Source organism: Paenibacillus phocaeensis (assembly GCF_900021165.1).
Taxonomy (GTDB): domain Bacteria; phylum Bacillota; class Bacilli; order Paenibacillales; family Paenibacillaceae; genus Fontibacillus; species Fontibacillus phocaensis.
Window position 1 is genome coordinate 650,622 of record NZ_FCOQ01000018.1, and the last position, 26,040, is coordinate 676,661.

22 protein-coding genes are annotated in these 26,040 nt (G+C 55.9%); 18 read left to right on the forward strand and 4 right to left on the reverse strand.

Annotated features, from left to right (window positions below; genetic code table 11):
• Positions 1-318: 318 nt before the first annotated feature.
• The 5 genes from BN3795_RS13025 (at position 319) to BN3795_RS13045 (ending at position 5,406) form a co-directional block, all read left to right on the forward strand.
• Positions 319-2,307, forward strand: a complete 1,989-nt coding sequence (locus BN3795_RS13025) for a diguanylate cyclase (RefSeq protein WP_068785071.1) — start codon at positions 319-321, stop codon at positions 2,305-2,307.
• Between the two features lie 164 nt (positions 2,308-2,471).
• Positions 2,472-3,338: a hypothetical protein gene (locus BN3795_RS13030; protein WP_068785072.1), complete on the forward strand. Its 867-nt coding sequence runs from the start codon at positions 2,472-2,474 to the stop codon at positions 3,336-3,338.
• A 148-nt stretch (positions 3,339-3,486) separates the two neighbouring features.
• Positions 3,487-4,602, forward strand: coding sequence for an aminopeptidase (locus tag BN3795_RS13035; RefSeq protein ID WP_068785073.1), 1,116 nt, complete (start codon positions 3,487-3,489; stop codon positions 4,600-4,602).
• A gap of 82 nt (positions 4,603-4,684) precedes the next feature.
• Positions 4,685-4,930, forward strand: coding sequence for an HPr family phosphocarrier protein (locus BN3795_RS13040; protein ID WP_068785074.1), 246 nt, complete (start codon positions 4,685-4,687; stop codon positions 4,928-4,930).
• A 185-nt stretch (positions 4,931-5,115) separates the two neighbouring features.
• Positions 5,116-5,406, forward strand: a complete 291-nt coding sequence (locus BN3795_RS13045) for a DUF1507 family protein (RefSeq protein WP_059043781.1) — start codon at positions 5,116-5,118, stop codon at positions 5,404-5,406.
• A gap of 82 nt (positions 5,407-5,488) precedes the next feature.
• Here the strand turns inward: BN3795_RS13045 and cax are convergent, their stop codons facing one another.
• Entirely contained in the window at positions 5,489-6,559 is a 1,071-nt protein-coding gene (cax, locus tag BN3795_RS13050; protein WP_068785075.1) for a calcium/proton exchanger, read from the reverse strand.
• A 138-nt stretch (positions 6,560-6,697) separates the two neighbouring features.
• Between cax and BN3795_RS13055 the strand changes: the two genes are divergently transcribed.
• Positions 6,698-7,060 (forward strand): Asp23/Gls24 family envelope stress response protein, encoded by a 363-nt coding sequence (locus BN3795_RS13055; protein ID WP_068785076.1) that lies wholly within the window; start codon positions 6,698-6,700, stop codon positions 7,058-7,060.
• Positions 7,061-7,188: 128 nt separating this feature from the next.
• On the opposite strand, the gene ftsW is transcribed toward BN3795_RS13055, so the two are convergent.
• Together ftsW and BN3795_RS13065 are read right to left on the reverse strand one after the other, a co-directional pair.
• Positions 7,189-8,433, reverse strand: coding sequence for a putative lipid II flippase FtsW (gene ftsW / locus BN3795_RS13060; protein ID WP_068785077.1), 1,245 nt, complete (start codon positions 8,431-8,433; stop codon positions 7,189-7,191).
• Between the two features lie 7 nt (positions 8,434-8,440).
• Entirely contained in the window at positions 8,441-8,782 is a 342-nt protein-coding gene (locus tag BN3795_RS13065) for a YugN family protein (RefSeq protein WP_068785078.1), read from the reverse strand.
• A 228-nt stretch (positions 8,783-9,010) separates the two neighbouring features.
• Here BN3795_RS13065 and BN3795_RS13070 point away from each other — a divergent pair, with 228 nt between their 5' ends.
• From BN3795_RS13070 to BN3795_RS13110, 9 genes are all read left to right on the forward strand, one after another.
• The gene (locus tag BN3795_RS13070; protein WP_068785079.1) at positions 9,011-10,180 is read left to right on the forward strand and encodes a M20 family metallopeptidase; all 1,170 of its coding nucleotides are present in this window, start codon (positions 9,011-9,013) and stop codon (positions 10,178-10,180) included.
• A gap of 44 nt (positions 10,181-10,224) precedes the next feature.
• A complete protein-coding gene (locus tag BN3795_RS13075) occupies positions 10,225-10,647 on the forward strand; it encodes a CBS domain-containing protein (protein WP_068785080.1) in 423 nt (140 codons plus the stop codon).
• A gap of 97 nt (positions 10,648-10,744) precedes the next feature.
• Positions 10,745-12,439: a DNA repair helicase XPB gene (locus tag BN3795_RS13080; RefSeq protein WP_068785081.1), complete on the forward strand. Its 1,695-nt coding sequence runs from the start codon at positions 10,745-10,747 to the stop codon at positions 12,437-12,439.
• Positions 12,436-14,331 (forward strand): helicase-associated domain-containing protein, encoded by a 1,896-nt coding sequence (locus BN3795_RS13085; protein WP_068785082.1) that lies wholly within the window; start codon positions 12,436-12,438, stop codon positions 14,329-14,331. Before BN3795_RS13080 ends, BN3795_RS13085 begins: the two co-directional genes overlap by 4 nt.
• Positions 14,332-14,439: 108 nt before the next feature.
• Positions 14,440-14,877 (forward strand): YlbF family regulator, encoded by a 438-nt coding sequence (locus BN3795_RS13090; protein WP_068785083.1) that lies wholly within the window; start codon positions 14,440-14,442, stop codon positions 14,875-14,877.
• Between the two features lie 88 nt (positions 14,878-14,965).
• Positions 14,966-15,229, forward strand: a complete 264-nt coding sequence (locus BN3795_RS13095) for a YlbG family protein (RefSeq protein WP_059043766.1) — start codon at positions 14,966-14,968, stop codon at positions 15,227-15,229.
• Between the two features lie 266 nt (positions 15,230-15,495).
• Positions 15,496-15,933 (forward strand): hypothetical protein, encoded by a 438-nt coding sequence (locus BN3795_RS13100; RefSeq protein WP_068785084.1) that lies wholly within the window; start codon positions 15,496-15,498, stop codon positions 15,931-15,933.
• Between the two features lie 122 nt (positions 15,934-16,055).
• Positions 16,056-16,961, forward strand: a complete 906-nt coding sequence (locus tag BN3795_RS13105; protein WP_068785085.1) for a selenium metabolism-associated LysR family transcriptional regulator — start codon at positions 16,056-16,058, stop codon at positions 16,959-16,961.
• A 25-nt stretch (positions 16,962-16,986) separates the two neighbouring features.
• Positions 16,987-17,868, forward strand: a complete 882-nt coding sequence (locus tag BN3795_RS13110; RefSeq protein ID WP_068785086.1) for a PHP domain-containing protein — start codon at positions 16,987-16,989, stop codon at positions 17,866-17,868.
• A 383-nt stretch (positions 17,869-18,251) separates the two neighbouring features.
• Here the strand turns inward: BN3795_RS13110 and BN3795_RS13115 are convergent, their stop codons facing one another.
• Positions 18,252-20,021, reverse strand: a complete 1,770-nt coding sequence (locus BN3795_RS13115) for an Rqc2 family fibronectin-binding protein (protein ID WP_068785087.1) — start codon at positions 20,019-20,021, stop codon at positions 18,252-18,254.
• Positions 20,022-20,220: 199 nt separating this feature from the next.
• Between BN3795_RS13115 and BN3795_RS13120 the strand changes: the two genes are divergently transcribed.
• The 3 genes from BN3795_RS13120 (at position 20,221) to BN3795_RS13130 (ending at position 26,035) form a co-directional block, all read left to right on the forward strand.
• Positions 20,221-23,025 carry a calcium-translocating P-type ATPase, SERCA-type gene (locus tag BN3795_RS13120; RefSeq protein WP_068785088.1) on the forward strand — a complete coding sequence of 935 codons (2,805 nt, stop codon included), beginning with the start codon at positions 20,221-20,223 and terminating at the stop codon, positions 23,023-23,025.
• Positions 23,026-23,097: 72 nt separating this feature from the next.
• The gene (gene dapF, locus BN3795_RS13125) at positions 23,098-23,934 is read left to right on the forward strand and encodes a diaminopimelate epimerase (protein WP_068785089.1); all 837 of its coding nucleotides are present in this window, start codon (positions 23,098-23,100) and stop codon (positions 23,932-23,934) included.
• 202 nt (positions 23,935-24,136) lie between these two features.
• Positions 24,137-26,035: a bifunctional homocysteine S-methyltransferase/methylenetetrahydrofolate reductase gene (locus BN3795_RS13130; protein WP_068785090.1), complete on the forward strand. Its 1,899-nt coding sequence runs from the start codon at positions 24,137-24,139 to the stop codon at positions 26,033-26,035.
• The last annotated feature ends 5 nt before the right edge of the window (positions 26,036-26,040 follow it).

Here is a 26,040-nt window from a genome sequence, read left to right on the forward strand (position 1 = left end):
GCGTTACGCCCTAAGCAAGACTCTATCCAGTCTTCATCAACAATATATATTATATGATTTGAGGAGATAAAGTCAATAAGTGTTTTTGTTGGGAAAGGCGGTATTTTGTCGATAGGGCTTTTGACCTAAAAAAATGCTTTAAACCTTAGGAATTATAATGCAAAACGCTAAGGAACATAGTAAAATAGAGATAACAGACAAAATCAGATCCGGCGGAAAATGGACAAGCTTAAACTTCATGGAAGGGTAGCTTGTCCGTTTGGTATTTATCGCAAGTTGAGGGGTACATTCCAACGCAGCATATAAAGGAGCTTTTTTATGGCCGATCAATCCCTGGGTCAGCCGATGCTGAACCTGAATAACGCTTTCGGCCTGCCGCGGCTTGAGGATGGCGACAACGATACGGATTGGCTGCGGCAGCTTGATATTACCGTTCATGATTTTCCCTACATCGATTCGATCTTAAAACAAGGTTATGAAGAATGGCGCAAACGCTTAAGCGAAATGCCGGAGCTGGGCAAAGCCGGGTTCTTCATCGCCGGAAGTCGCGGCGAGAAGCTGCTTGCTGATTCGCCTCAACCCGGGCAGCGAATGGATCATTCCTGGCCCGTTCAAGTAGAAGAGATGATCAAACAGTGCCTTCACGAACGCCAAACGATGGCATCCGAGACCGCGGACGGGGTCTATGTGGCTGTGCCGGTGTTTACCCGCATCCACGGCGAGTTGTTCGCTGCGTTCGGCTGCTGCTTGCGCGACTGCGGGGTTACGGCGGCCGTCTTGTTCGCCAAAACGGCGGCACAACTGTTTCAAACCTGCTTCTATAATTGCTTTGAAGGCTTGTTCGTTGCCGACTTGCTGCGTATTCAACGGCAAGCCAAACGTGAGGAGCAGCGCCGCTCCAAGCTCTTTCAAATGGTGCAGAAGCTCCATGACAAGATCGACGTAGATTCGGTCCTGACGGAAGTGTTCGAACGGGTAGCCGGCATGTATCCGGCAGCCAGGCTGGAGCTGTTGATGTCTCAGGATCATTTAAGCCGCGATCCGCGGGTCAAGTCGCTGCAACTGCACGGGCAGGGAGACGAGTTGCCGATGAGGGCTTTCATGGAGGGCCGCATGCAGGTCAGGGAATCGGCGGATCCCGATGACGGGAGCGAAAGACGGCTGGAGATTGCCGTCCCCCTCAGCGGGAAACAAGGCGTATATGGGGTGTTCCACTTGCAGATTCGGCGGGAAGAGATGGATCAAGTGGATTTGCAGCTCATCGGAATGATGGCCGATACGGCGGGTACGGCGTTCGAGAACGCCAAGCTGTACGAGCAGTCCAATTTGCTGATCAACGAGCTGAGGCTGATCAATGAATTAACCAAACGATTGAACCAGAGCCTGCGGCTCAAGGAAGTGTTCCAGTTCGCTACCGAAGAGCTGTTATCGATTTTCAAGGCGGAGTACTGCTGTATCTCCCAACTGAACAAAGAGCGGGAAACGTTCGAAATCATGTCCAGCAACGTGCCGGGGCTGTCGAAGGAGCATTTTCCGAAGAACTACGGGTTCAGCGGGTTGGTCTACTCAACACAGGAGCCGATCATTCTGTCTGACTTTCAGGCTTATGGGAAGGTATCTTCGAGATTTATGGAGGAGACGGATTCCCGCTCGCTGATTACCGCACCTTTAATCGTCCGCGGTGAGGTCAACGGAGTCATTATGCTGGCGCACCGCAAGACTCGCTTCTTCTCCTATGACAATTACAAGCTGCTTCAGGTTCTGTCTTCACACATCGGACTGGCGATCGCCAATGCGTCGCTGCATGCGGAGGTTCGCCGGATGGCCAACCGCGATATGCTGACCGGACTTTACGCCCGTCACTATGTCGATGACGCCATCCAGGATTTCCAGAAGAAAGACATGAACGGGTCGCTGATTATCGTCGATATCGACCAGTTCAAGCAGGTGAATGACACGTTTGGCCACCAGACCGGGGATAAAATCCTAAAGCAGGTTTGCGCGATTGTCAAAAGCTCGATCCGCAAAACCGATATCGCCGCCCGCTGGGGAGGCGAGGAGCTGGCCGTGTACTTGCCTGGCGCGAGTGCCGAGAACAGCTATCAAATTGCGGAGACGATTCGGCTGCGGGTCGAGATGAATACCGATCCGCCGGTGACGGTTTCATGCGGGATCGCCGAATGGGTACGGGGCGACGATAAGCTCAGCGTGGAATCGCTCTTCTATCAGGCGGATATGGCTCTGTATAAAGCCAAGAACAACGGGCGCAATCAGACGCAAATCGGATCAAGAGACAACGCCCTCTAGATGCAGAACACCCCGACGGTACTCCGGGACCGCGGGGTGTTCTTATGTGTACGGCTGCATCACGCGAATAGAGCAGCCGTCCCCGTGGCAGGATACTGCTAGAACAGGCAAAGGGAATATCCGGTGAGATCCCGGTGTATTTTTCTAAAGGCGGGGGCTTGCGTATGTGGGGAACGATACAGAGAGGGCGGGTTTATCGGTTAGCGTTCATTGTGAACAGCCTGCTGTTCACGCTAGTGCTGGCGTCCTGCGGGATGAACGAATCGAAGACGCCGGAGCAGTGGTTCAACTTCACCTGGTCGGGGCTTGCGGGCTGCGATTCGCTGACGTTCCGCGGGCTGGCCGCCCTGCAGCGCGGGGACGGTCAAGCGCAGGAGGAGAGTCTCAGCTATACGGGCCGTCTTCAAGAACACCGGGAATTAAGCATTCGGGCCCATCCGGCGAACAGCGGGGCAGGGAACCTTGGCGGTCGGCTGCAGACGGCGGGGTTCCCGCAGGCCAGCGGATGGGAAGCCAAATTGCGGTTCGAGAATGGAAACTGGCTGGTCCAGTCCGAGAATCGCAATGCGCTGCTACAGGGGGTTGTTCGGTTGAATCCGCTGGATCAACTGGAGGAAATCCATACGGCCGCCAAGAAAACAATCACCTCGGAGAGCGGTGCAGCGCGGGGAACGAAAGTGCTTCGGATCGAAATGGATCCGGCCGAAGCCAGTATGCGGATAAAGGATCGTCTGCTGTCCGAAATGGAGCTGACGCGCGAGGGCGGGGGCGAACTGCTGGAGAAGGTTCCGGCGGACCGGCAGCAGCAGATGCGCAGCGAATTATCGAAGATTTGGACAGCGGGTCAGGATCAGTTGTCCGCCATGCTGGAGGAGATGAGAGCCACGGTCATTTACCATTTGACGATCGATCGCAAAACAGGATTGCCGGCCAGGCTGACTTCCGAGACGACGCTTCATTACTTGTCCGCTAAAGGCGTGCCGCAGCGCGAGGTGCTGCGAACCGATAACCGGTTCGAGAGCTATAAGTAACGCGACCTCTTGACTTAGGCTGACTTTCCGACCCCATCGTGCTACAATAACAGAAGAATTAACCAATGGTTAAACTATGCGGGACGATTGAACGGCAGAGCGCCACACATAGTCCCGCTGCGATTTTTTTTGGAGGAGAGTGAGCCAGATGCGAGATCCTAGAATTCAGAAGCTGGCGGAGAACCTAGTTGGTTACTCCGTTAATGTACAACCGGGAGAGAACGTCCTGGTCGAAATGATCGGCGATGAACGTGATTTGCTCAAAGCAGTGGTGGAAGAGGTAGGGAAGAGAGGCGGCCATGCCTTCGTAGAGATTACCGACCGCACTGTGCAGCGTTCCCAATTGAAGTATGCCACCGAGGACGGGATGAAAACCTGGGCCGAATACGATTTGAAGCGGATGCAAATGATGGACTGTTACATCGGCATTCGCGCGGGTGCGAACGTCAATGATATGTCCGACGTACCTGAGGAGAAGATGAAGCTCTACAACTCGCTTTATTCCCATCCCGTACATAGCGAGCAGCGGGTGAAGCACACGAAATGGGTCGTGCTCCGTTATCCGAACGCCAGCATGGCTCAATTGGCCAATACGAGCACGGAAGCTTTCGAAGATTTTTATTTCGACGTATGCAACCTGGATTATGCGAAAATGGACCGGGCCCAGGATGCCTTGGCCGAACTGATGAACCGAACGGACAAAGTTCGAATTCTAGCTCCGGGCACCGACCTGAGCTTCTCGATCAAAGACATTCCCGCGATCAAATGCTCCGGTCAGAAGAATATCCCGGACGGCGAAGTGTATACCGCTCCGGTGCGCGATTCCGTAAACGGCACGATCAGCTACAATGCGGCCACGCTGTATAACGGGAATACCTTTGAGAACATCAAATTCCGCTTCGAGAACGGCAAAATCGTGGAAGCCACGAGCAACAATACGAAACGGATGAACGAAATTCTGGATGCCGACGAAGGGGCCAGATATATCGGGGAGTTTGCCATCGGCTTCAACCCGCATATCCTGCATCCGATGAAGGACATCCTGTTCGATGAGAAAATTGCCGGCAGCCTGCACTTTACCCCGGGTCAAGCGTATGAGGAGGCCGACAACGGCAACCGTTCCTCGATTCACTGGGATCTCGTGCTGATTCAGCGTCCGGATTACGGCGGCGGAGAAATTTATTTCGATGACGTGCTGATTCGCAAAGACGGCATTTTCGTTCTTCCAGAGCTGGCAGGACTCAACCCGGAAAACTTGAAATAAGAAGAAATTTCCTTGCTAGGAAAGCGGATTCAATGTATGATTAAAGTATGTTATTTCCAAAGTTAAAGACGGAGGGATCCCTATGGCCACGAACAATGAAGCGGTAGTTGAAATTGCCCAAACAGCCGGCAAATTCACTTCTTCCATTGTGCTCCAAGCGGACAACAAGTACATCGATGTAAAAAGCATTCTAGGCCTCTTCACCACGCTCGTAAACACGAAGAGCTATGAGCTTCACGTTCACGGACCGGATGCGGAAGAAGCGAAGAAAGCCGTAACCGAAGCGTTCACCAAACACGGTTTGGATGTAAAAGTCGTCGCTGAATAAGGTAACGAAAAGAAACACTCCCGCTGGCGGCGGGGGTGTTTTTTAAATGCCTGCAAACGGCGGCGGTCAAGCGGTTTTTTACGAGAGAGGTTAATTTCAGCAGGTTCTTGTATTGGCCCTCAATTTCGTCTAATATTAAGATTAGAGCTAATGGTAGGCGATTTTGGACATAGGGGGGAAGAAGCATGACTTCATCTGAGTTGCAGGAGCAACTGAACCTGAAAGCACTTAATCTTCTGAAAGAAGATGCAGATAAAATTGAGAAGCTGATTGAAGTACAGATGGAGAACTTGGCCACCCGTTACTGCCCTCTCTATGAGGAAGTGCTGGATACCCAGATGTATGGATTCTCCAGGCAAGTAGACTACGCGATTCGCGTCGGACTTATTCAAGAGACGATAGGCAAGCAAATTCTCAGCAGATTGGAACGGAATTTGGCCTCCCTGTACGAAGCCATGAACAATAAGCAGCAGTAACTTGTTTGTTTGCTGTTAAATCATACAAGCGTATGTTCCCGCAAATCTTCGGGAGCACACGCTTGTTTTGTTTAGCGGGGAGTTATACGAGATAGAACGAAACGCCGAGAATGGCGTATACCGCGAGCAGCAGCAAACCTTCATACCAGTTGGTTTGGCCGTCCTGCGTAATCGACTTGGCGATAAACACGGAGACGCCGATCGCGGCCAACTCGATCACGGTAAAGACGATATCCATCGGATTGCCGAACAGATGGCTGACGAAGATGAGCACTGGAGCAACGAACAGCGCAATCTGCAAGCTCGAGCCTACGGCGATTTCTACGGCTGCCCCGATTTTGTTCTTCAAAGCCAGCATGATAGCGGCGCTGTGCTCGGCGGCATTGCCGACGATGGCCACGACGAACGCCCCGACAAACAGCTCGCTCAGCCCGAATTCGGCCGTAAAGGTATCCAGCGTATCTACAAGCCACTCACTGACGAACGCTACCATAACGGTGGCGATCACCAGATAGAGAATGGATTGCCCTTTCGACCAGGCCGGAGCGTGTTCGTGCGGCAGCTCTTCCGCGTCTTTCTCGCTGATGTCGGCAAGGTAATTCTTGTGGGTGACCATGGAGAACACCAGCCAGAGCAAGTAGGCGACGATCAGAATGCCGGCGACGACCAGGCTGAGCGTGGAACGGTCCTCTTCGTGCAGCACATGGGTTTGCAGAAAGATCGCCGGGACGAATAAGGCGATGATCGCCACGATCATCAGCGAGCCGTTCATACCGGCCAAGGCTACATTGTATTTTTGCACCTTGTGCTTCAAGCCGCCGGCGAACAAGCTGAGACCGAGCACGAGCAGCAGGTTGCCGATGATGGAGCCGGTAATGCTGGCCTTCACCATGTCAAACAGCCCTTCACGCACCAGCATGATGGCGATGATTAATTCGGCGGCGTTGCCGAAGGTGGCATTCAGGAAGCCGCCGAGCCGCTGCCCCGCGTAATGCGCCACACTTTCCGTCGCCCGGCCGAGAAAGCCCGCCACCAAAACCACGGCGATCGCGGAGATGATAAATTCCAGAGTTGGTGACCAATGCGCGTAATGCCCGATGGCACTAAGTGCAAAGAAAATCAACAACAATGCGGGGGAGATATACTTTTTCATGGAACACCTCGGGTTAGTCATTTTTTGGCAAAAAGCCGAATGTAACAATTTTACTCAAAATGATGCCAAAGGTCTATATTTGCTTTAAATCGACTTCCGATTTACAATAAAATTAATGAGGTTGAAGGAGGAATGACCATGACCGAACAACTGCAGTTGGATAATGGGCTGATTCGGATTTCAGACGATGTCGTCGCGAAAATCGCCGGAATGGCCGCTCTGGAGACACCGGGGATCGCCGCGATGTCCGGCGGGCTGTCCGAAGGTTGGGCAAAACGATTAAGCGGCAAAAATGTGCAAAAAGGCGTGACGGTCGAGGTCGGTCAATTGGAGGCGGCCATCGATCTGCGAATCATCGTATTGTACGAGACGCCGATCCACGAGGTTTGCCGGATGCTTCAGCAAAATGTTCGAGAAGCGGTAGAGAGCATGACGGGGCTTAAAATTGTAGAAGTGAACGTGAAAGTCGAGGGCGTTGCGTTTAAGGACGATGAAGTCTGATCGATCCTTCCTTGACCTTCTGCAGCATATAAAGTTTCGCTTTCGGCCTCGAATGACCGGACTAAACTGGCATAAGCAATAAGCACAAAGAAGACTACGGAGCGATTGTTCCGTAGTCTTCTTTGTCGTCAGCGCCGCATTTGGCTGCGCATTTCGAATGGCGTTGATTCGCGGATGACCACCGATTTGGTGCGTTCCTGCTTCACCGGCAGGGACGATTCGCGCGAAATGCTGAGCACGATGCCCATCGACACCATGGTGACGAGCAGCGAAGAGCCGCCGTAGCTGATGAAGGGCAAGGTGACGCCGGTCACCGGAATGGTGTTGGTGACGCCGCCGATATTGACGAAGGCCTGGATGGCGATCAAGCCCATGATCCCCACCCCGGTTAATGTGCCGAACGTGCTGTGGCAGCGCAGCGATACGAGCAGCCCGCGCCAGATGAAATAAACATAAAACAGCAAGAAGAGAAGCGTACCGATAAAGCCAAATTCTTCGCCGATAACGGAGAAAATAAAGTCATTGTACGCATTCGGCAAATAATGCAGCTTCTGAATGCCTTGTCCAAATCCGGTGCCGGTGAGCCCGCCGTGGCCGATCGCGGTGAGCGATTGAATCAAGTTGTAGCCGGTTCCCTGCGTGTCATGCCAAGGATCCAGGAAGGCTTCGATCCGGCCCATGCGGTAATCGCTACCGGTTGCGGAGGCAGGGTCGGGCGGGTTGATCTTGTCCCACAACGCCCCGACGCCTAGCACGATGCTGGCGCCAAATACGAGCAGCGCAATCGAGCCGAGAATGTGCTTCAAATTGGCACCGCCGGCGAAAATAATCAACCCGGCGGTAGCGACAAGAATGAGGCAAGAGCCAAGATCGGGCTGGAGCATGATCAAGCCGGCGATGAAGCCGACGATCACCATGACCGGGATATAGCCGGTTCGCAAATCGCGAAAGCGTTCGCCTTTCTTGGAAATCAGCGCCGATAAATACAGGATGGTCGTAATTTTCGCCAACTCCGTCGGCTGAATGCCTAATGACCCCAGCTTAAGCCAACTGCTCGCCCCATTGATGGCTCCCGCGAAGGGAACGATCAACAGCAGAATAATCGCCAAAATGAACACGGGGACAAACAGCTTCTTATATTTCTCATAAGGGATATTCATCGTCACGAACATGCCGACAAGCCCAAGCAAACCAAATATAATTTGCCGTTTGGTGAAATACATCGGGTTATAGTCGAAGTTTTCGTTGACCAGCGTGATGCTGGAGCTGGAGCTGAACACCATGACGATTCCGAAACCGACCATCAACAAAGTTAAGATGAGCAATTGAAAATCGGGGGCTCCGCGTCTCGGTTTCTCTGTGCCTTCTTTCATCGCCGCTTTAGGCCTCGAGAAGTTCCTTTAATTCCGTCAATTTATGATTGGCGGTCTTCATCACCATCGCGGGAATCTCAGACTCATACTCCAATCCGTGCGGAAAAGTGGCCCGCCCCATATAGACCGCTTCGATCGCCAGAACCGTGTCCGGACGTTCCAGTTTGCCTTCTACCGCCCGTGTGTTGATGCGGAGGTAATAGTCGCTGTTATTGTATTCGATTTTATAATCGTATGTAGCGCGGTAGTACTCCCATTGCCAACGTACGAAGCCAACCTTCTCTGCAGCTTCGTCCAAATAAGCCAAATCGCTTTGCAGTCCGTCCAATCCGGTATTTTCTACGATCATTGTAAAGAGTGCCCCCTTAAAATATTGGTTCAAAAGCTCACGGATCCAAATGTGAACTTTCCTCAAACTTATCACACTTATCCCCATGATATTATGTTTCCATCGGTTGTGCAAGCATGGGAAACCCTCGCAAATCAGCGGAGAACTCGCAAGGTTGACCTGATCTCCAAACCCATTTTCTGCTACAATAAGCTAAACAGGATCGTGGAAGAAAAGAGGAGTGGGACGATGGAGGAAAAGCTGTTGAGCGAATTGTTTCCGTCCATGGTGAAGCGGCGGCGGCATTTCCACCGCCATCCGGAGCTTTCTTTTATGGAGAAGGAGACATCGGCGCAGATCGCCGGGATCTTAAGGGAGCTGGGAGTCGAAACAAGCGTCAATGTTGGGGGATTTGGGCTTGTGGCCCGTATCCGAGGGGAGCTGCCCGGCAAGACGGTGGCGCTGCGGGCCGATATGGACGCGCTGCCGATCCAGGACGAGAAGACCTGCGAGTATGCCTCGCAGCACCCCGGTGTGATGCATGCCTGCGGGCATGACGGCCACACGGCAACGCTGCTGGCGCTCGCGGAATATTACAGCCGGACCAAGTCGAAGCTTCGCGGGGAAATCCGGCTGATCTTCCAGCCGGCCGAAGAGGTCTGTCCCGGCGGAGCGCTAGCGATGATCGAAGAAGGAGCGCTGGACGGGGTGGATGTCATCTACGGAGTGCACCTGTGGACGCCTATTCCCGTCGGCACCGCGGCAAGCGCGCCGGGACCGCTGATGGCCTCGACCGACGAGTTCTTCATCGAGGTGCAGGGACGCGGGGGACATGGCGGCATGCCCCATAAAACGGTGGATAGTATAGTGGCCGCCTCGGCGCTGGTGCTGCAGTTGCAAAGCGTGGTAAGCCGCTCGGTGGATCCGCTGGATCCGGCCGTCGTGACGATCGGCTCGATTCAGGGAGGCACGGCGCAGAACATTATCGCCGACCGCTGCAAGCTGTCCGGCACGGTTCGCTGCTTCCGCGAGGAGACGCGGGAGCTGATCCGCAATCGAATTCACGTCCTGGCGGCCAATACGGCCGAGGCGTACGGCGCAGAAGCCCAAATCAACTATATGATGGGCTACCCGAGCCTGGTGAATGACGAAGGGGAATACCGACGTTTTCAGAAAGTGGCTCCAGGAGTGTTTGGGCTGCGGGCGGAATTGTCGCCGAAGATCATGCCGGCCGAGGATTTCGCCTACTATTTACAGCAGGTACCGGGCTGCTTCATGTTCGTGGGAGCCGGGAACCCCGATAAAGGGGCGATTTATCCGCATCATCATCCCAAGTTCGACATCGATGAGGAGGCCATGCTGCACGCGGCCGGCTTGCTTGCGGCGATGGCGGAATCGTATCAGAACGAACACGCATAAACAAGCGCCCTCTTAGGCACGCTATGTCCGAAGGAGGGATTTAGTTGAGAAAAGTCAGTGAAATCATGACCCATGATGTCGTTACCGTGACGCCGCAGGATAATGTGTATGAAGTAGCTGTGAAGATGAAAGAAAACGATACGGGCTTCATTCCGGTGGTAGAAGGCGGAGATAAGCTCATCGGTGTCATAACGGACCGCGATTTGGTGATTCGCGGCATCGCGGAGAAACGTCCCGGCTCGACGGCGGTCGACGAAGTGATGACCAAAGGGATTAAGACCGCTTCCCGCGACATGTCCGTGGACGAGGCGGCCGAGTTGATGGCCCAGCAGCAAGTGCGCCGGCTCCCGGTATGCGACGGGGACCGCTTGATCGGGATCGTGTCGATCGGTGATATGGCCGTGCGTAATATTTTTGCCGATAATGCCGGTGAGGCGTTGTCCGACATCTCGGAGCAGGTCCATTAGTACGAAGAGAGAACAAGCGGGAGAGGTTCGCAGTCATAGAGGCGGACTTCTCTTTTTGCTGGCTGCGGCCAGCTGACCGAAAAGGAGGGCATAACCGATGACAGAAACGGGTGCATGCATCGTACAGCGAGACTTGACGGTGCTGCTGGAAAAGGAGCATCCCGGCTTCGAAACGGCACGGGAACGACTCTCCCATTATGCCGAGTTGGTGAAGAGCCCGGCTTATTATCATACATATCGAATGACTCCGCTCACCCTCTGGCATGCCGCCTCCTGCGGGATGAGCGCGGATACGGTACTGGAGGAACTCGCTTCCCTGGCCCGGTACGGGCTGCCCAGCGGAGTTTCGGAAGACATCCGCCGTTGGATGGACCGTTACGGACAGTTAAAACTGCGTCCGATGCCCGGCGAGGGTAACCAGTTGGAACTAGAGTACGGAGGCGTTGAAGGGACGGGCTTTCTGGAGCGTTTGGCCGGCAAGCTCGTTTTACCTGCAGGAACATGGAGGCTAGTGGACGAGCATCATCTCCTGCTTCCAGCCTCCTGGCGCGGGCGGTTAAAGCAGGAGCTCGCCCGTATGGGTTATCCTGTGATTGACGAAGCAGGGTATCACCAAGGCCGCAACCTGGAGTTTGCACTCCGCCAGGAGCTGGAAGGGGGGCGGCCGTTCCGGCTCCGACCTTACCAGCAGCAAGCGGTCGCCGCTTTTACAGGCAAGGCCGACGAGGGCGGCAGCGGTGTCGTGGTTCTCCCTTGCGGAGCGGGGAAAACCGTAGTGGGATTGGCGGCGATGGAACGTTTCCAATGCGAAACGCTGATCCTAACCTCCAATGTAACCTCGGTACGCCAATGGATTGCCGAGTTGAACTCCAAAACCACGCTTCCCGCCGAGGCGATCGGGGAATACTCCGGCGAGAAGAAGCAGGTTAAACCGGTCACGGTATCCACGTATCAAATCTTGACGCACCGCTCGCGGAAAGAAGAAGGCTTCAAGCACATGTCCTTGTTTAATGAACGCGACTGGGGTTTGATCATCTATGACGAAGTGCATTTGCTCCCGGCTCCGATCTTTCGGGCGACGGCGGATATTCAGGCGACGAGACGTCTTGGCTTAACCGCCACATTGATTCGTGAGGATGGCTGCGAAAGGGACGTCTTCTCCCTGATTGGACCGAAGCGGTACGACGTTCCATGGAGAACGCTGGAGGAGAGCGGATTTATCGCCCAGGTGGATTGTCAGGAAATCCGGGTGGAGATGCCCGCAACTCAGCAGGATCAATATGTTCAGGCCGAAGGGCGGGAGAAGTTTCGCATCGCCGCGGAGAATCCGTATAAGAATGAGATCGTGCGGCGGCTTCTCGACCGTCACCGGGATCGCCAAGTGCTGATTATCGGGCAGTATTTGGACCAACTGCAGAGCTTGGCGGGGGAGCTTCAAGTCCCGCTGATTACCGGAAGCACGCCGCAGGAGGAGCGGGGCAGATTGTTTCAGGCCTTCCGCGCGGGAGATTTGCGGGTGTTGGCGGTATCGAAGGTGGCCAATTTTGCAGTGGATTTGCCGGATGCGTCGGTGGCGATTCAAATCTCCGGCAGCTTTGGCTCGCGGCAAGAGGAAGCGCAGCGGCTGGGACGGATTTTGCGTCCAAAGCGGGACAACAGCCGGGCTTATTTCTATACGCTGGTTTCGGAGAACACCCGGGAGCAGGAGTTTGCGCTTCGGCGGCAGTTATTTTTGCTGGAGCAAGGGTACGAGTACGTCGTGCAGCGGGAGCAAGAGGGGGCTAGAGAATGAGCAAGGGATCGGGATTGCCGGCTTATGAAGATGAAGGGGCTCCGACTTCCGGGGAGCTGGGCGGGCCTCGGCCAAAGGCATCGGAACTGGGGGTGCTCCGGCTTTTGTTTCACCGTTATGCCGGGCAGCCGTTCAAGCTGGAGCAAGCTAATGCCGCTGCAGCCGGGAGTATATGCGGGGCTGACATACGCGCCGCGCTGCCTGCGCTGCTGCGCTCCGGAGCCCTTGCAGCGGTGCGCAAGGCCTGGGGCGAGAAGTTGTACTACATTCCGCTGAGCCAACTGCTGGAATTTTGGAAGATATGGGGATATGCGGAGCTTCAGGAGCAGAATCCGGCCCGTGTAGAGCTGATAAGGGAAGCGAAACCCGGCCTGGCGCTGGATCTGTTCCGTGCCTTAACCTGGATTGCGGGCAGCGGGCTGCGGATGACGGCCAAAGGGACGATTCATCAGAAGGAACGCGGCAAGCTGGAGAACCGGATAACGCTCCAAGCGGAGGATGTCGCGGGGCTGCGGCTGAATTATCCGCATCCGGATGTTTACTCGCCTGCGCTTGCGGTCGTCTTGGATCTGCTGTTGTCGCTGGGATTGATCGCCAAGGAAAGGGCGGTTTGGCGGGTCGCTCCCCCGGGATTGGCAGCCTGGCTGTCGCTAGACCTCCCGCAGATGAACCTCATCCTGCTGCACGAGCTGCTGCAGCGTTATATTCCGGCTGACGCCGTACTCCAGCATGTTGCTCTGCGAATGGCAGCGGCGGACCTGCGGCCCGGCGTCTGGTATTCCCTTGAGGAACTGCTGGGGTCTCTCCAAGACGAAGGGGGAATAGGGGCGGAGGGGGCTCCTTCCCCCGAGCAGGAAGCCTGGATCGCAGGATGGCTTGACGCCATGAGCGGATTCGGCTGGATGGAGCTTGGCCGCCATCCTGAGGATGGGGTGATGTTTCGCTGGTTGATCGAACGGGAGCCCGTCCAATCACCGACATCCCAAGCTCCTGCGGGCAAGCTAATTGTTCAGCCCGACTTCGAGATCTTCGTACCGCCGGACGTGCCGTTCTCCGTGCGTTTCGAGCTGGAGGCCTGTGCCGAACTGGCCTCCTTCGGCGTGATGAGCGTCTATCGTCTGACGCGGGCAGGGGTGGAGCAGGCGAGCCAGCAGGGCCGCCCGCCGCAGGAGATCCTGCGGCTGCTGGAAGCGCATTCCGCCGGCGTGCCGGATCCTGTCCGCGATGCACTGCTTCAGTGGGGCCGGGAGATCGGCCGCACGTCGCTGGCAGATGTGAGGCTGCTCAGTTGCCAAGACGCGGAAGCCGCGGAGCGGATTGCCGCCCTGCCGCTATTGGCGGGGAAGCTGGAGCGGATTGGCCCGCTTCATTTTCGGGTCAATCCAGCTTTTGAGGCGGAGATCATGAAGGCTCTGGATGATGAGCGGTTAGCTCCTCTTAACCGGGGAGAAGATTCGGACGAGTGGGAGGTTCCGAAGCTGACGGAAGTGACCTCGCCTGGCTTAGAGTTGCTGATGCAGCAAAAGGGTCAGGGATGGATTTACAAAGGCGCGGATCTGCATTTCTACGAGCCGGAACATGGTTCGCCGGACGAGGCGGAGCTGTTCCCCGGATTGTCCGAGATCCCCGCCATGTGGTGGAAGGAGTTGCGGCGCTATCACGCCTCAACCGCCCGGGAACTGGTCGAACGAGCCCTGGTATGGCACGCCAAGCTCCTGCTGCAACTTGGCGGGGAGACGGTTCTATGCGTGCCGCTAGCCGTAGAAGGGGAAGCGGAGTGGCAGGTAAAGGTCCGGCTGCTTCATTCGTCCGAGGAGCCAAGAGAGGAACGCGTAATCTCTCCCGGAGATTGGCAGGCGATCCGCCTGATCCTCCCGGAAGGTTTACGCTAAACGGGAGATTAGGAAGGATGAACCTCTTCTGCTCGCTAAAGGATTGTGGTATGATAATGACGTCTACCCTAGGGTGGAACAATAACCGCAAAAGCGAGATGAAAATTCATGAGCGTAATCGCAAAGAACACGGTCGACATGGCCGAAGTGCTGACAAACGCCTATGAATTGGGCGATATGATAAATCAATCCGCCGCTGTTTCCGAATACTTGTATTGGAAGCGGCGCGTGGAGGAGGATCACGAGATTCAGGCTTGGGTCAAGAAATTGGAGGCTCAGAAGGAGTTGTTCCGTGAGACCGAACGCTTCGGACACTTCCATCCCAACTACCACGAGGCCAAGGATAAAGTGGCTGAGGTGGAGCGGGAATTGGAGCGCTTCGAGGCGGTCCGCAGGTTCAAAGCGGCCGAGAACGAGTTGGACGATATCCTTCACCAGATGTCAGAAATGATCGCTTATGCCGTCTCCAATTCGATCAAAGTACCGAGCAATGATCCGAATCCAAAGGGTGGATGCGGCAGCGGAGGAAGTTGCAGCTGCGGCTAATGGCATAGGCAGCCGATAATTCCGGAAGCAGCGGCAGCGCCGTTGTTTTTCCGGAATTTTCATAGTTGAGGAACGGGAGGGGAAAGTCATGTTTCCGGAGCGTACAGGCTATATCATTTGGGTAAGCGACTTGAAAGCGGCAAGAAACTTGGATAAATACGGAAGCGTGCATTATCTGTCCCGCCGGATGCATTATGTGGTCATGTATGTCAATGCCGACCGGGCGGAGGAGACGATGCGGAACATCCGCAAGCTGTCCTATGTTCGCAAAATCGAGCGGTCTTACCGCGGGGAAATCAAAACGGAATACAGCAAAGACGTCCCGGATAAAACCCGTTTCTACGGATTGTAAAGGGAACAGCCTGACCGTCGGAACGTCAAAGCCGTGCAGCGATCCTCGTTGCGCGGCTTTTTTTGCCCAAGATACCATTGGGACGAAGGACCTGGAATTTGTCGTAAGTCTAAAGTTCTAAAATTCTCCTTATTCTTGGAAAATAAGCGCTGTGACCTTGTAGAAATTTAGGGATTGATGTAATATAATAGGCAAAAGTGCTTAGTTAAAAAGACCTAATCACTTAAGTTTCTATTTACATAGACCTATTTAATGCGAGGTGCGGCATGAGAGACAGGGCAACGGAACGCTGGAGAACCTATGAATCCTTCTATATTGCGCTAGGGGACAAGAGAGTTGCCGATATCGTAGTGACGAACCATGCCAAGCTCAGATATCAGGACAGAATCGATCGGGACAATATCGGGTTCGAGCAGATCGCCGGATGGGCCTGGGAATGTCTGAAGCAAGGTCGGATTACACCGTATTATCGGAAGGAAGAAGACGTCTATCTGATTGATGACGATCTTGTGATGGTTGCGGAATTTGCGGAGATTCCCGGCGAATTCGATTTAGCCGGAAGACCGATGCATCGGATGATCATCGTCACCTTTCTGGGGCGGATGTCTGAAACCATCGAGCTGCGCGATTTGAAATCCTATTATTCCTGGCTTCGCCACTCCCGGCGGATGACCCTGATGAAGAACAGCCGCAAGCGGAGATAGGACGATGTGGGATCATAGATACCGAGGGTTAAGAATCAAGCATGTCGGCGAGCGGCATGCTTTTTTTGTTAGCCGGGTCATGCTATTGTAAGGGAAAGAAAGCGAAAGGGGAGTGCCGGACGATGGCGTTGAACTACCACCAGCTGCATATTTTCTATACGGTGGTGCAGCGGGGCAGCTTCTCGGCAGCCGCCCAAGCTTTGCACATGACGCAGCCTGCCGTCACGATGCAGATCCAATCGTTGGAAGACTACTTCGGTACCAAGCTGCTGGTCCGATCTACGAAACGGATCGAATTAACCGAAGCCGGCCAAATCCTGCTTCCGTTCGCCCGTCAAAGTGTGGAGCTTATCCGCGAAACGGAGCAGGCTATGTCTCGGCATACGTCTATGCTGGAGGGGCGGCTTGTGCTTGGCTCCAGTCTGACGATCGGGGAATATGTCCTGCCTCGGCTGCTCGGCCCGTTTGGTCAGCGGTACCCGCATATCTCGATCGTGATGAAGGTCATCAATACGACGCAAATTATCGAGGAGATCGTCAACCATCAGTTGAATTTCGGTCTGGTCGAGGCGCCGGTTCAGCACCCGGACCTGGTATCCGAGCCCGTCATGGAAGATGAACTCAAGCTGATCGTTCCTTCAGGTCACCCGTTGTCGGGGAGGAAGTCCGTCACGGTGGAGGAAGCCGTCCATTTCCCTTTTGTGCTGCGGGAGAAAGGCTCCGGCACCCGTCAGGTGATGGAGGATGAAATGCGAAGACGCGGTGTCGATATCAGCCAACTCCATACGGTCATGGAGCTTGGCAGCACCGGTGCGGTGAAATCGGCGGTAGAAGCCGGAATCGGCCTCACGATTATTTCACCTTCCTCCGTCAAACATGAACAAGCGCTGGGACTCCTGGAAGTCCTGGACATCGAAGGGTTGTCGTTCAAACGGATGTTTTATTCGATCCACTTGAAATCAACGCTGCTGCCGGTAACTGCGGTAACTTTTCTGACCTTCCTGCGGGAATATTCGCAAACTACTTAAGAACAAAATGAAGGATGGGATAGGCATGGAACCATATTCAGCCAATGAACGCTACGACCTGCATTCGCATACCCAAGCCTCGGACGGGATGAATCAACCTGCGGAAAATGTAAGGCTGGCGAAGGAGAAAGGACTCACGGGCTTGGCCATTACGGATCACGACACCGTTGCCGGGATCGCGGAGGCGCTGTTGGCCGGGAAGGAGCTTGGCGTGGATGTCGTTCCCGGCATCGAAATCAGTACCCGTGCCGGAGGGAAGGATATCCACGTGCTGGGGTACTTCCTGAATACGGAAGACGAGCAACTTCTGGAGCGGTTGGCTCGACTTCGCTCGGTCCGCGATGAGCGGAACGGGCTGATCCTCGCCAAGCTGCAGCAGTTAGGCTTGTCGATTACACTGGAGGAAGTGAAAGACGGGTTGGCTCGGCCATTGCGTCCGGATGAGAGTCTGGGTCGCCCCCATATCGCCGATGCCCTCGTTCGCAAGGGCTATGCGACCGATATGCGCGATGCGTTTGACCGGTATTTGGCCGAAGGCAAACCGGGATACGCATCGCTGCCGCGCATCGCGCCGGAAGAAGCGATCGCATGGATCCGCGAGGCGGGCGGTGCGCCGGTGCTGGCTCACCCCGGGTTATACGGGGATGACGAGTTGGTTCGGTCGATCCTGGAGCGCGGGAAGCCGGACGGGATTGAAGTGTACCACTCGGATCACGGGCCGGAGGAAGAGCTGCGGTATACCGCCATGGCCGAGCAATACGAGCTGATCGTGACCGGCGGTTCCGATTACCACGGGGTACGGCAGGGCGTCGTCTTCCACGGCGACTTGGGCGGACGCACGGCGCCGCCGGGGGCGGTGGAACGGCTGAAGCAGGCGGCGGCAGCCGGGCGGGCTGCGAGAAATTAATAAAACGGTGCGTCCAAGGGCTTAAGAGCTCCCTGCGGCGCACCGTTTTTTATATACTCAAATGCAAAAGTGCAGCTCATTCTGCGGAAAAGTGCTTGTTTGGACAGTTGAACTGCAAAAGTGCAGCTCGTTCGGTGTTCAATCCTCCAAAATCCCCGCGATGCCTGGAATCTACTGCACTTTTACATTTGATTGACTCCATTTGGCGATTTCGGAGGGGATTCAACTGTACTTTTACATTTGGAATTGCAGGCGGGAGAGGGAGCAGGGGGCTCCCATCGAGCATCCGCACCGTGCTCCAACATCCGCATCGAGCATCAAGCACCCGCACCGTGCTTCAGGCATCCATTTGCAGCTTCATCCATCCATTGCGGCATCAGGCATCAGCCATTCTTCACCGTATTCGGCAGCGCCTTGATCAACTGCTCATCCGGCGTGACGTACAACGTCCGCTGATGGTCGTAAATCACGAAGCCGGGTTTGGCGCCACTGGGCTTGCGGACGTGGCGAATCAGCGTGCAGTCGACCGGGACGCTGCTGGACTCCTTCGCCTGGCTGAAATAAGCGGCGAGCTGCGCGGCTTCGTTCAGCGTTGCGTCGCCGTACGACTCGCTGCGGATCAGCACGTGCGAACCCGGGATGTCCTTCGTATGCAGCCAGGTATCGTTGGGTTTGCCCAGCCGGTTCGTGACGTATTCGTTCTGCAGGTTGTTTTTGCCGACGTAAATTTCGATGCCCTCCGACGAGGTATAGACGTGCAGCGTCGGACGGTCGGATTTTTTCTTCTTCTTGCCCCGTTTTGCCCGATCGCGCAAGTATCCCTGCTGGGTCAGCTCTTCGCGGATTTCGTCGATATCGCTTAACGTCGCGTCGTTTAGTTGCTGCAGCAAGCCTTCGAGATAAGCGATTTCCCCTTTAGCCAACTCCATTTGCTCATCGATTACGGCGAGGCTGTTTTTGAATTTATTGTACTTCTTAAAATAACGCTGCGCGTTCTCCGAGGGTGTCAGCAGCGGATCGAGCGGAATCGTCTCCATTCCCTGCTCCTCATCGTAGTAGTTGACGAGTTCCACGCTGGCGTCGCCTTTGCGGATCGCGTGCAGCGAAGGAAGAAGCAGCTCGCCCCAAATGCGGTAGCGTTCGGCATCCTCCGCTTCGTTCAAGTCCTGCTCCAGATTGGTCAGCTTCTTTATGTTCTTGTTCCGCTCGTTCTGCAGGAACCGCAGCAGGTCGCTCGTTTTCTGCTTGACCGTGTCCCGCAGCGCTTTATCTCCGTAGTAATCCTCCATGCATTCGCTGATCGAAGGATAGGTGCGAATCTCCCCGCTTGCGCTGGTGAGCCGGATGGCGGAGAAGATGCTCTTTCCCTTGGCGTTCTCACCGGTCATCGGGGCGTACCGCTGGTTGCGAACTTCCTCCATCAATCCGGAAAAAGCCAACCACAGCCGCTCCGCCTCCTCCGGGTTCAGCCCGATCTCCATCGCGGCACCGCCAACCCCCGCGCGGGCATAGATTTCGCCGGCGATCAGCGGGCTCAGGCCCCCGAACGCGTCGACCAGCCAGCCGCTGCCGGCGCCTTTGCCTTCGGCCGCCGCCGCTTGCCATGCGGCCAGAAAAGCCTCGCGATCCGCCTCGAGCGGATGGCGCTTATGCTGTTCCGGCGGCGCCGTATAGGCGAAGCCGGGCATCACAACCCGATAGCCGGAGATCGCCGGCGTCACGTGATGAATTCCGTCCAACTGGGTGCCGGTGGCCGGATCTATCAGGATGATGTTGCTGTGCCGTCCCATCAATTCGATGATGATTCGCTTGATGGACAAATCGCCAAGCTCATCGCGCGTACGGACGTCAATGTGGATGATGCGCTCCATGCCGACCTGGTTCACCGCTTCGATAGTTCCGCCTTCGCAGTATTTGCGCAGCAGCATGCAGAACATCGGGGCTTCCAGAGGGTTCGGGAATGAGGCATCCGTGAAATGAACCCGCGGATACGTCGGATTCGCCGACAGCAAGAGCCGTTTGTTCCCGGCCTGCGTGCGCAGGTGAAATACAAGGTCGCTTCCTGCGGGCTGATGTATTTTATTGATGCGACCGCCGATACAGACTTGCAGCTCGTGTACGATCGCTCTGGTTACGATGCCGTCCAATGCCATTTGATGATATTCTCCTGTTCTTCACCTTGGAATGATAGAAAGGCTGTTCAGCTAGGTAGCCCCCCTCTATGATGCCATACTTCAGGCAAAAACTTAAGGGCCCCCTTGTGATAATTTGGGACGGGCCGGAATACATTTACCCTAGGTGGAAAAGCCTTCACGCCGATACTGCATAATAAACGGAAGGGGAATAAGGAGGATGGAACAAAAAAACTGGCACCAGTGGAGCAGTGAAGCGCTTCTGGAACGCTTCGGCGTCACGCGTGAACAGGGCCTGACCGATGAAGAAGCGCAGAAGAGACGCGAGGAGTCCGGCTGGAACGAGCTGCAGGAAGGAGAGCGCATCTCCCCGATCCTGCTGTTCCTGAACCAGTTCAAGGATTTTATGATGCTGGTGCTGATGGGCGCCACGCTGATTTCCGGTTTTCTTGGCGAATATCTGGATGCCGTTACGATTATCGCCATCATTATTCTGAACGGGGTGCTTGGATTTATCCAGGAATTCCGCGCGGAGCGTTCCCTGCGGGCCTTGAAGGAGCTGTCCGCGCCCCATGCCAACGTGCTGCGCCAGGGCGCCGTCAAGAACATTCAGGCCAGGGAGCTGGTTCCGGGAGATATCGTCCTGCTGGAGAGCGGAGACCGGATTCCGGCTGACATTCGCTGGTTATCCACGAACAGCCTGGACGTGGAAGAATCCGCTCTGACCGGCGAATCGCATCCGGTGGGCAAGCACGCGGGAGTGCTGAACGAAAGCGATGTTCCGCTGGGCGACCAGAAGAATATCGGCTTCATGGGCACGATGATCACCCGCGGAACGGGCCGTGGAATCGTCATTCGCACGGGCATGGACACCGAGATGGGGAAAATCGCCGATCTGATCCAAAATACCGAGGTTCAGGAAACCCCGCTGCAACGGCGTCTGGAGCAGTTGGGCAAAATCCTGATTTATATGGCGCTTGGCTTGACCGTCGTCGTGGTGCTCCTGGGGATCCTGCAAGGGCAGCCGGCGAAGAGCATGTTCTTCGCGGGGGTCAGCCTGGCGGTAGCCGCCATTCCGGAAGGCTTGCCGGCCATTGTGACGATCGCGCTGGCGCTGGGCGTACAGCGGATGATCAAACGCAAGGCGATCGTCCGCAAGCTGCCGTCGGTGGAAACGCTCGGCTGCGCTACGGTCATCTGTTCGGATAAGACCGGCACGCTGACCCAGAACAAGATGACCGTTACCCGGTTATGGCTGGAAGGGCGGTCGCTCGAAGTGACAGGCGAAGGGTACGAGCCGGTTGGCCATATCCTCGACCAGGGCATCCCCGTCGATCTGCGCAAGGACCAAAGCTTGCGCCGGCTGCTGCAGATCAGCGCCTTGTGCAGCAATGCGGTCATCTATGACGATGATCCGGAGAAGCACGCCCGCCGCAAAACAAAGGAGGATGCCGCCGCATCCGGTCCCGTGTGGAAGCTGAAGGGCGACCCGACGGAAGGAGCGCTGGTGACGTTGGCCTCCAAAATGGGCTTGTCGCCGGCGGCGCTAAGCGGGATGTATGTGCGCGATCAGGAGTTTCCTTTCGATTCCAAGCGCAAGCGGATGTCCGTGATCGTCTCCCACCAAGGCGGCAAAATGGCGCTGGTCAAAGGCGCACCGGACATGCTGCTAGAACGCTGCTCGTATATCCTGTGGGATGGCAAAGTAGTCCCCTTCACCGGTACGTTCCGGCAGAAGGTGCAAGCGGCCAATGAGCAAATGGCCCGCAGCGCATTGCGCGTCCTCGGGTTGGCTTACCGCGATCTGAAGCCCGCGGAAGGGTTGGATCACGAAGATCATGTGGAATCGCAGCTGATCTTCGTTGGCCTCACCGGAATGATCGATCCGCCGCGCCGCGAAGCGCGCGATGCGATCACCGTCTGCCGCCGGGCGGGCATCAAGACGGTGATGATCACCGGCGATCACGGACTGACTGCGGAGGCGATCGCAGCCGATCTCGGCATCTTGCCGCGCGGCGGAACCTCGATGTCGGGCCAACAGCTGGAGCTGCTCAGCGATGAGCAACTGGAGAAGCAGGTGGAGAATATCTACGTCTACTCCCGGGTATCTCCGGAGCATAAGCTGCGGATTGTGAAGGCGCTGCAACGGAACGGGCATGTCGTTGCGATGACCGGTGACGGCGTGAATGATGCGCCCGCGATTAAGGCGGCTGATATCGGCATCGCTATGGGGATGACGGGGACGGACGTGTCCAAAGAGGCATCCTCGCTGATCTTAAGCGATGATAACTTTACGTCGATTGTGGCGGCGATTGAAGAAGGCCGCAGCATTTACGAGAACATCCGAAAGTTTATCCGTTATTTGCTGGCCTCCAATGTCGGCGAAATATTGACGATGTTCTTCGCCATGCTGGCCGGGTTGCCGCTGCCGCTCTTGCCGATCCAGATTTTGTGGGTCAACCTGGTGACCGACGGCTTGCCGGCGATGGCGCTGGGCGTTGACCAGCCGGAGAAGGATCTGATGGAGCACAAGCCGCGCGGCGCGAACGAGAATATCTTTGCCCGCCGGCTCGGCTGGAAGATCATCAGCCGCGGGGTGCTGATCGGCGTCTGCACGCTGGGCGCCTTCTGGCTGACGCTGCGGGTCGCGCCAAACGATCCGGCCCAATTGATCAAAGCGCAATCGGTCGCCTTCGCCACCCTGGTCATGGCGCAGCTGATTCATGTGTTTGACTGCCGGAGCTCGCGCTCGATTTTCCATCGCAATATTTTGCAAAATAAATATCTGGTCGCCGCGGTTCTGTCGTCGATAGTCCTGCTGCTTGGCGTAATGTACATCGAACCTCTGCAGCCGATCTTCAAAACGATTCCGCTCGGCACGCGGGAGTGGGCCATCACGCTCGTGGCCGCAGGCATTCCAACCTTCCTGATGGGGGCGGGCAGCGTCTGGTCGGGCAAGCGGAATCGGCGCAGCAGCGGGCCGCGTCCATTCGTCACCGCGAAAAGTACAAATATTCGTGCATAAAATCAATAGCCTTCGCGCCGATCAAAAGATAGACTAACCCTATCAATTTGATGATGCAGGAGTGGGGTTAGTATGGAATTTACGAAAATGCACGGGCTGGGCAACGACTTCCTGGTGTTTTACGGTGAGAAGCAGCTCCCGGATCATGTATCCGAGCTGGCGATCCGTTGGTGTAACCGCTATTTCGGTGTCGGCGGGGACGGGCTGGTCTTCATCCTTCCGTCGGAGCGAGCGGATTTTAAAATGCGCATCATCAACTCCGACGGCACGGAAGCGGAGCAGTGCGGGAACGCGATCCGCTGCGTAGCTAAATATGTATACGATCACCGCCTGGTTGAGAAGGACAGCGTCACGATCGAAACTTTGGGCGCTGGCGTGCAGCAGGTGAGCTTGCAGGTGGAGGATGGAGAGGTCAAGACGGTTCGGGTCGACATGGGCGAGCCGATCCTGGACGGCCTGGCCGTACCGACGACACTGGATCAACATCCGGTGCTCCATCAGCCGATTGAGACGAACGGCCGGGAATTTAGGTTCACATCCGTCTCCATGGGCAACCCGCATTGCGTCATCTACGTCGATGATGCGCCGAACTTCGATTTGACGACATGGGGCCCGAAACTGGAGGTGCATCCGTACTTCCCGCGCAAGATCAACGTTGAATTCGCCACCGTTACGAACCGTCAGCGGGTGGAGATGCGCGTATGGGAACGCGGGGCGGGTCCAACGCTCGCTTGCGGAACAGGCGCCTGCGCCACGCTGGTGTCCTCCGTGCTGAACGGATTGACGGATCGCGCCGCGTGGATCGGCCTGAAGGGCGGCGACCTGTTCATTGAATGGGACGAACGCGACAACCATGTATACATGACGGGGCCGGCGGAAGCGGTGTACGAAGGCAGAGTCGAAATTTAATGAGGAACGCGGCACGATCACGGGCGTTGTTGCGAGCAAGCCGGGTTCTCCCTAGCGGAGGCCCGGCTTTTTGCGATACGTTTGGGAATCCGGAAACATACCTTATCATTCTGGGGGATTTATGATAAATTAGGATGATAATAGTTTGCGCCGGGGTTGATCAAGAGGCGATAAGACATCACGGCAGTCAGGGGGCAGAAGCATGAAACCGGATTTGCGTACGACTTGGGAACGCGAAATTATCGTCGGCGACGGAGCCATGGGGACCTATTTGTACCAGTTGGGTTTTCCGGTCGGCATTTCTTATGAAGAATTTAATTTGCTGCGCCCGGACGTGATCGGCGACATTCATCGCCGCTATCTCGATGCCGGAGCTCGGCTGTTGGAAACCAATACGTTTTCGGCGAATTACTATAAATTGTCTAAATTTGGCCTGGAAGCCAAGGTAGAGGACATCAACCGGGCCGCAGTACGGATTGCCAAGCAAGCGGCAGGGGACCGCGCCTTTGTTGCGGGAGCGGTAGGTTCCATCCGCGGCGGCAAACGGGCGAACGTCACCACTCAGGAACTTGGAATCTACTTCGAACAGCAAATCGCCGCCATGCTGGCCGAAGGGGTAGACGCGCTGCTGTTCGAGACGTTTTACGACCTGGAGGAGATGCGGATTGCCTTGGAGCGGGGTCGGAAGCTGACCGACATCCCGGTGATTTGCCAGTTTGCCGTCGATCAAATCGGACGGACGCTGGACGGGTTTACGATCCCGGAAGCATTTGGGATCTTGCTCCAGGAGGGGGCGGATGTGCTCGGTTTCAACTGCCATTCCGGTCCGAAAGGAATCATGGGCGTGATGGATGGAGTAGGAGGACCCCTCGATGTACCGATGTCCGTATTCCCGAATGCAGGTTTGGCGGACTATGTTGATGGAGAATATGTATATGGAGCCACACCGGAATATTTCGGGGAATGCGCTCCATCCTTTGCCGATTTGGGGGCCAGATTAATCGGAGGATGCTGCGGCACGACGCCGGAGCATATCGCGGCCATGGCAGGTGCGCTTAAAGGGTATGCCGCTACGCCGCTGGCGAGCGAACCGAAGCTGCCGGAGCCTCGTCGGTCCGTTGCTGTGTCGCTGGCAGAACGGCGTGATGCAGATGCCAACACAGGCGGCGGGAGCCTTGGGCTGCCGAGTCTGACCGAGCTCGTGAAAGAACGTCACACCGTCATCGTCGAGCTGGATCCGCCGCGCGACCTGGACATCGGCAAATTCATGGAAGGGGCGGCCGCTTTGAAAGAGGCGGGCGTCGATGCGCTCACCCTGGCGGATAACTCGCTTGCCGTAACGCGGATGAGCAATATGGCGCTCGGGCATCTCGTTCAATCTCGGCTGGGCCTGAGACCGCTCGTGCATATCGCCTGCCGGGACCGCAATCTGATCGGTACGCAGTCGCACATGATGGGCTTTGATGCGCTGGGCATCGACCATGTGCTTGCCGTGACGGGCGACCCCGCCCGCTTCGGCGACCTGCCGGGAGCCAGTTCGGTGTACGATTTGACGTCGTTCGAGATCATTCGCATGATCAAGCAGTTGAACGACGGGATCTCCTTCTCCGGCAAGCCTCTTAAGCAAAAAGCCAAATTCGTCGTCGGCGCCGCGTTTAACCCGAACGTGAAGCATTTGCACAAAGCGGTGGAGCGGTTGGAGAAGAAAATCGCCTCCGGCGCCGATTACATCATGACCCAGCCGGTCTACGATCCCGAGTTGATCGTGGCGATCAAGCAGGCAACGGCGCATTTGGACATTCCGATATTCATGGGGATCATGCCGCTGGCCAGCGGCAAAAACGCCGAGTATTTGCACAACGAAGTTCCTGGGATCCAGCTGTCTGCGGACGTCCGCAAGCGAATGGAAGGGCTGCAGGGCGAAGAAGGACGGGCGATGGGGGTAGAAATCGCCAAAGAATTGCTCGATACGGCGATGGAGCATTTTAACGGGATCTATCTCATGACGCCGTTTATGTTCTACGAAATGAATGTCGCCTTGATGAATTATGTCCGCGAGAAGTCCAAACGGAGCACGGCCCACTTGTCTCGGTTGACATAATCAAT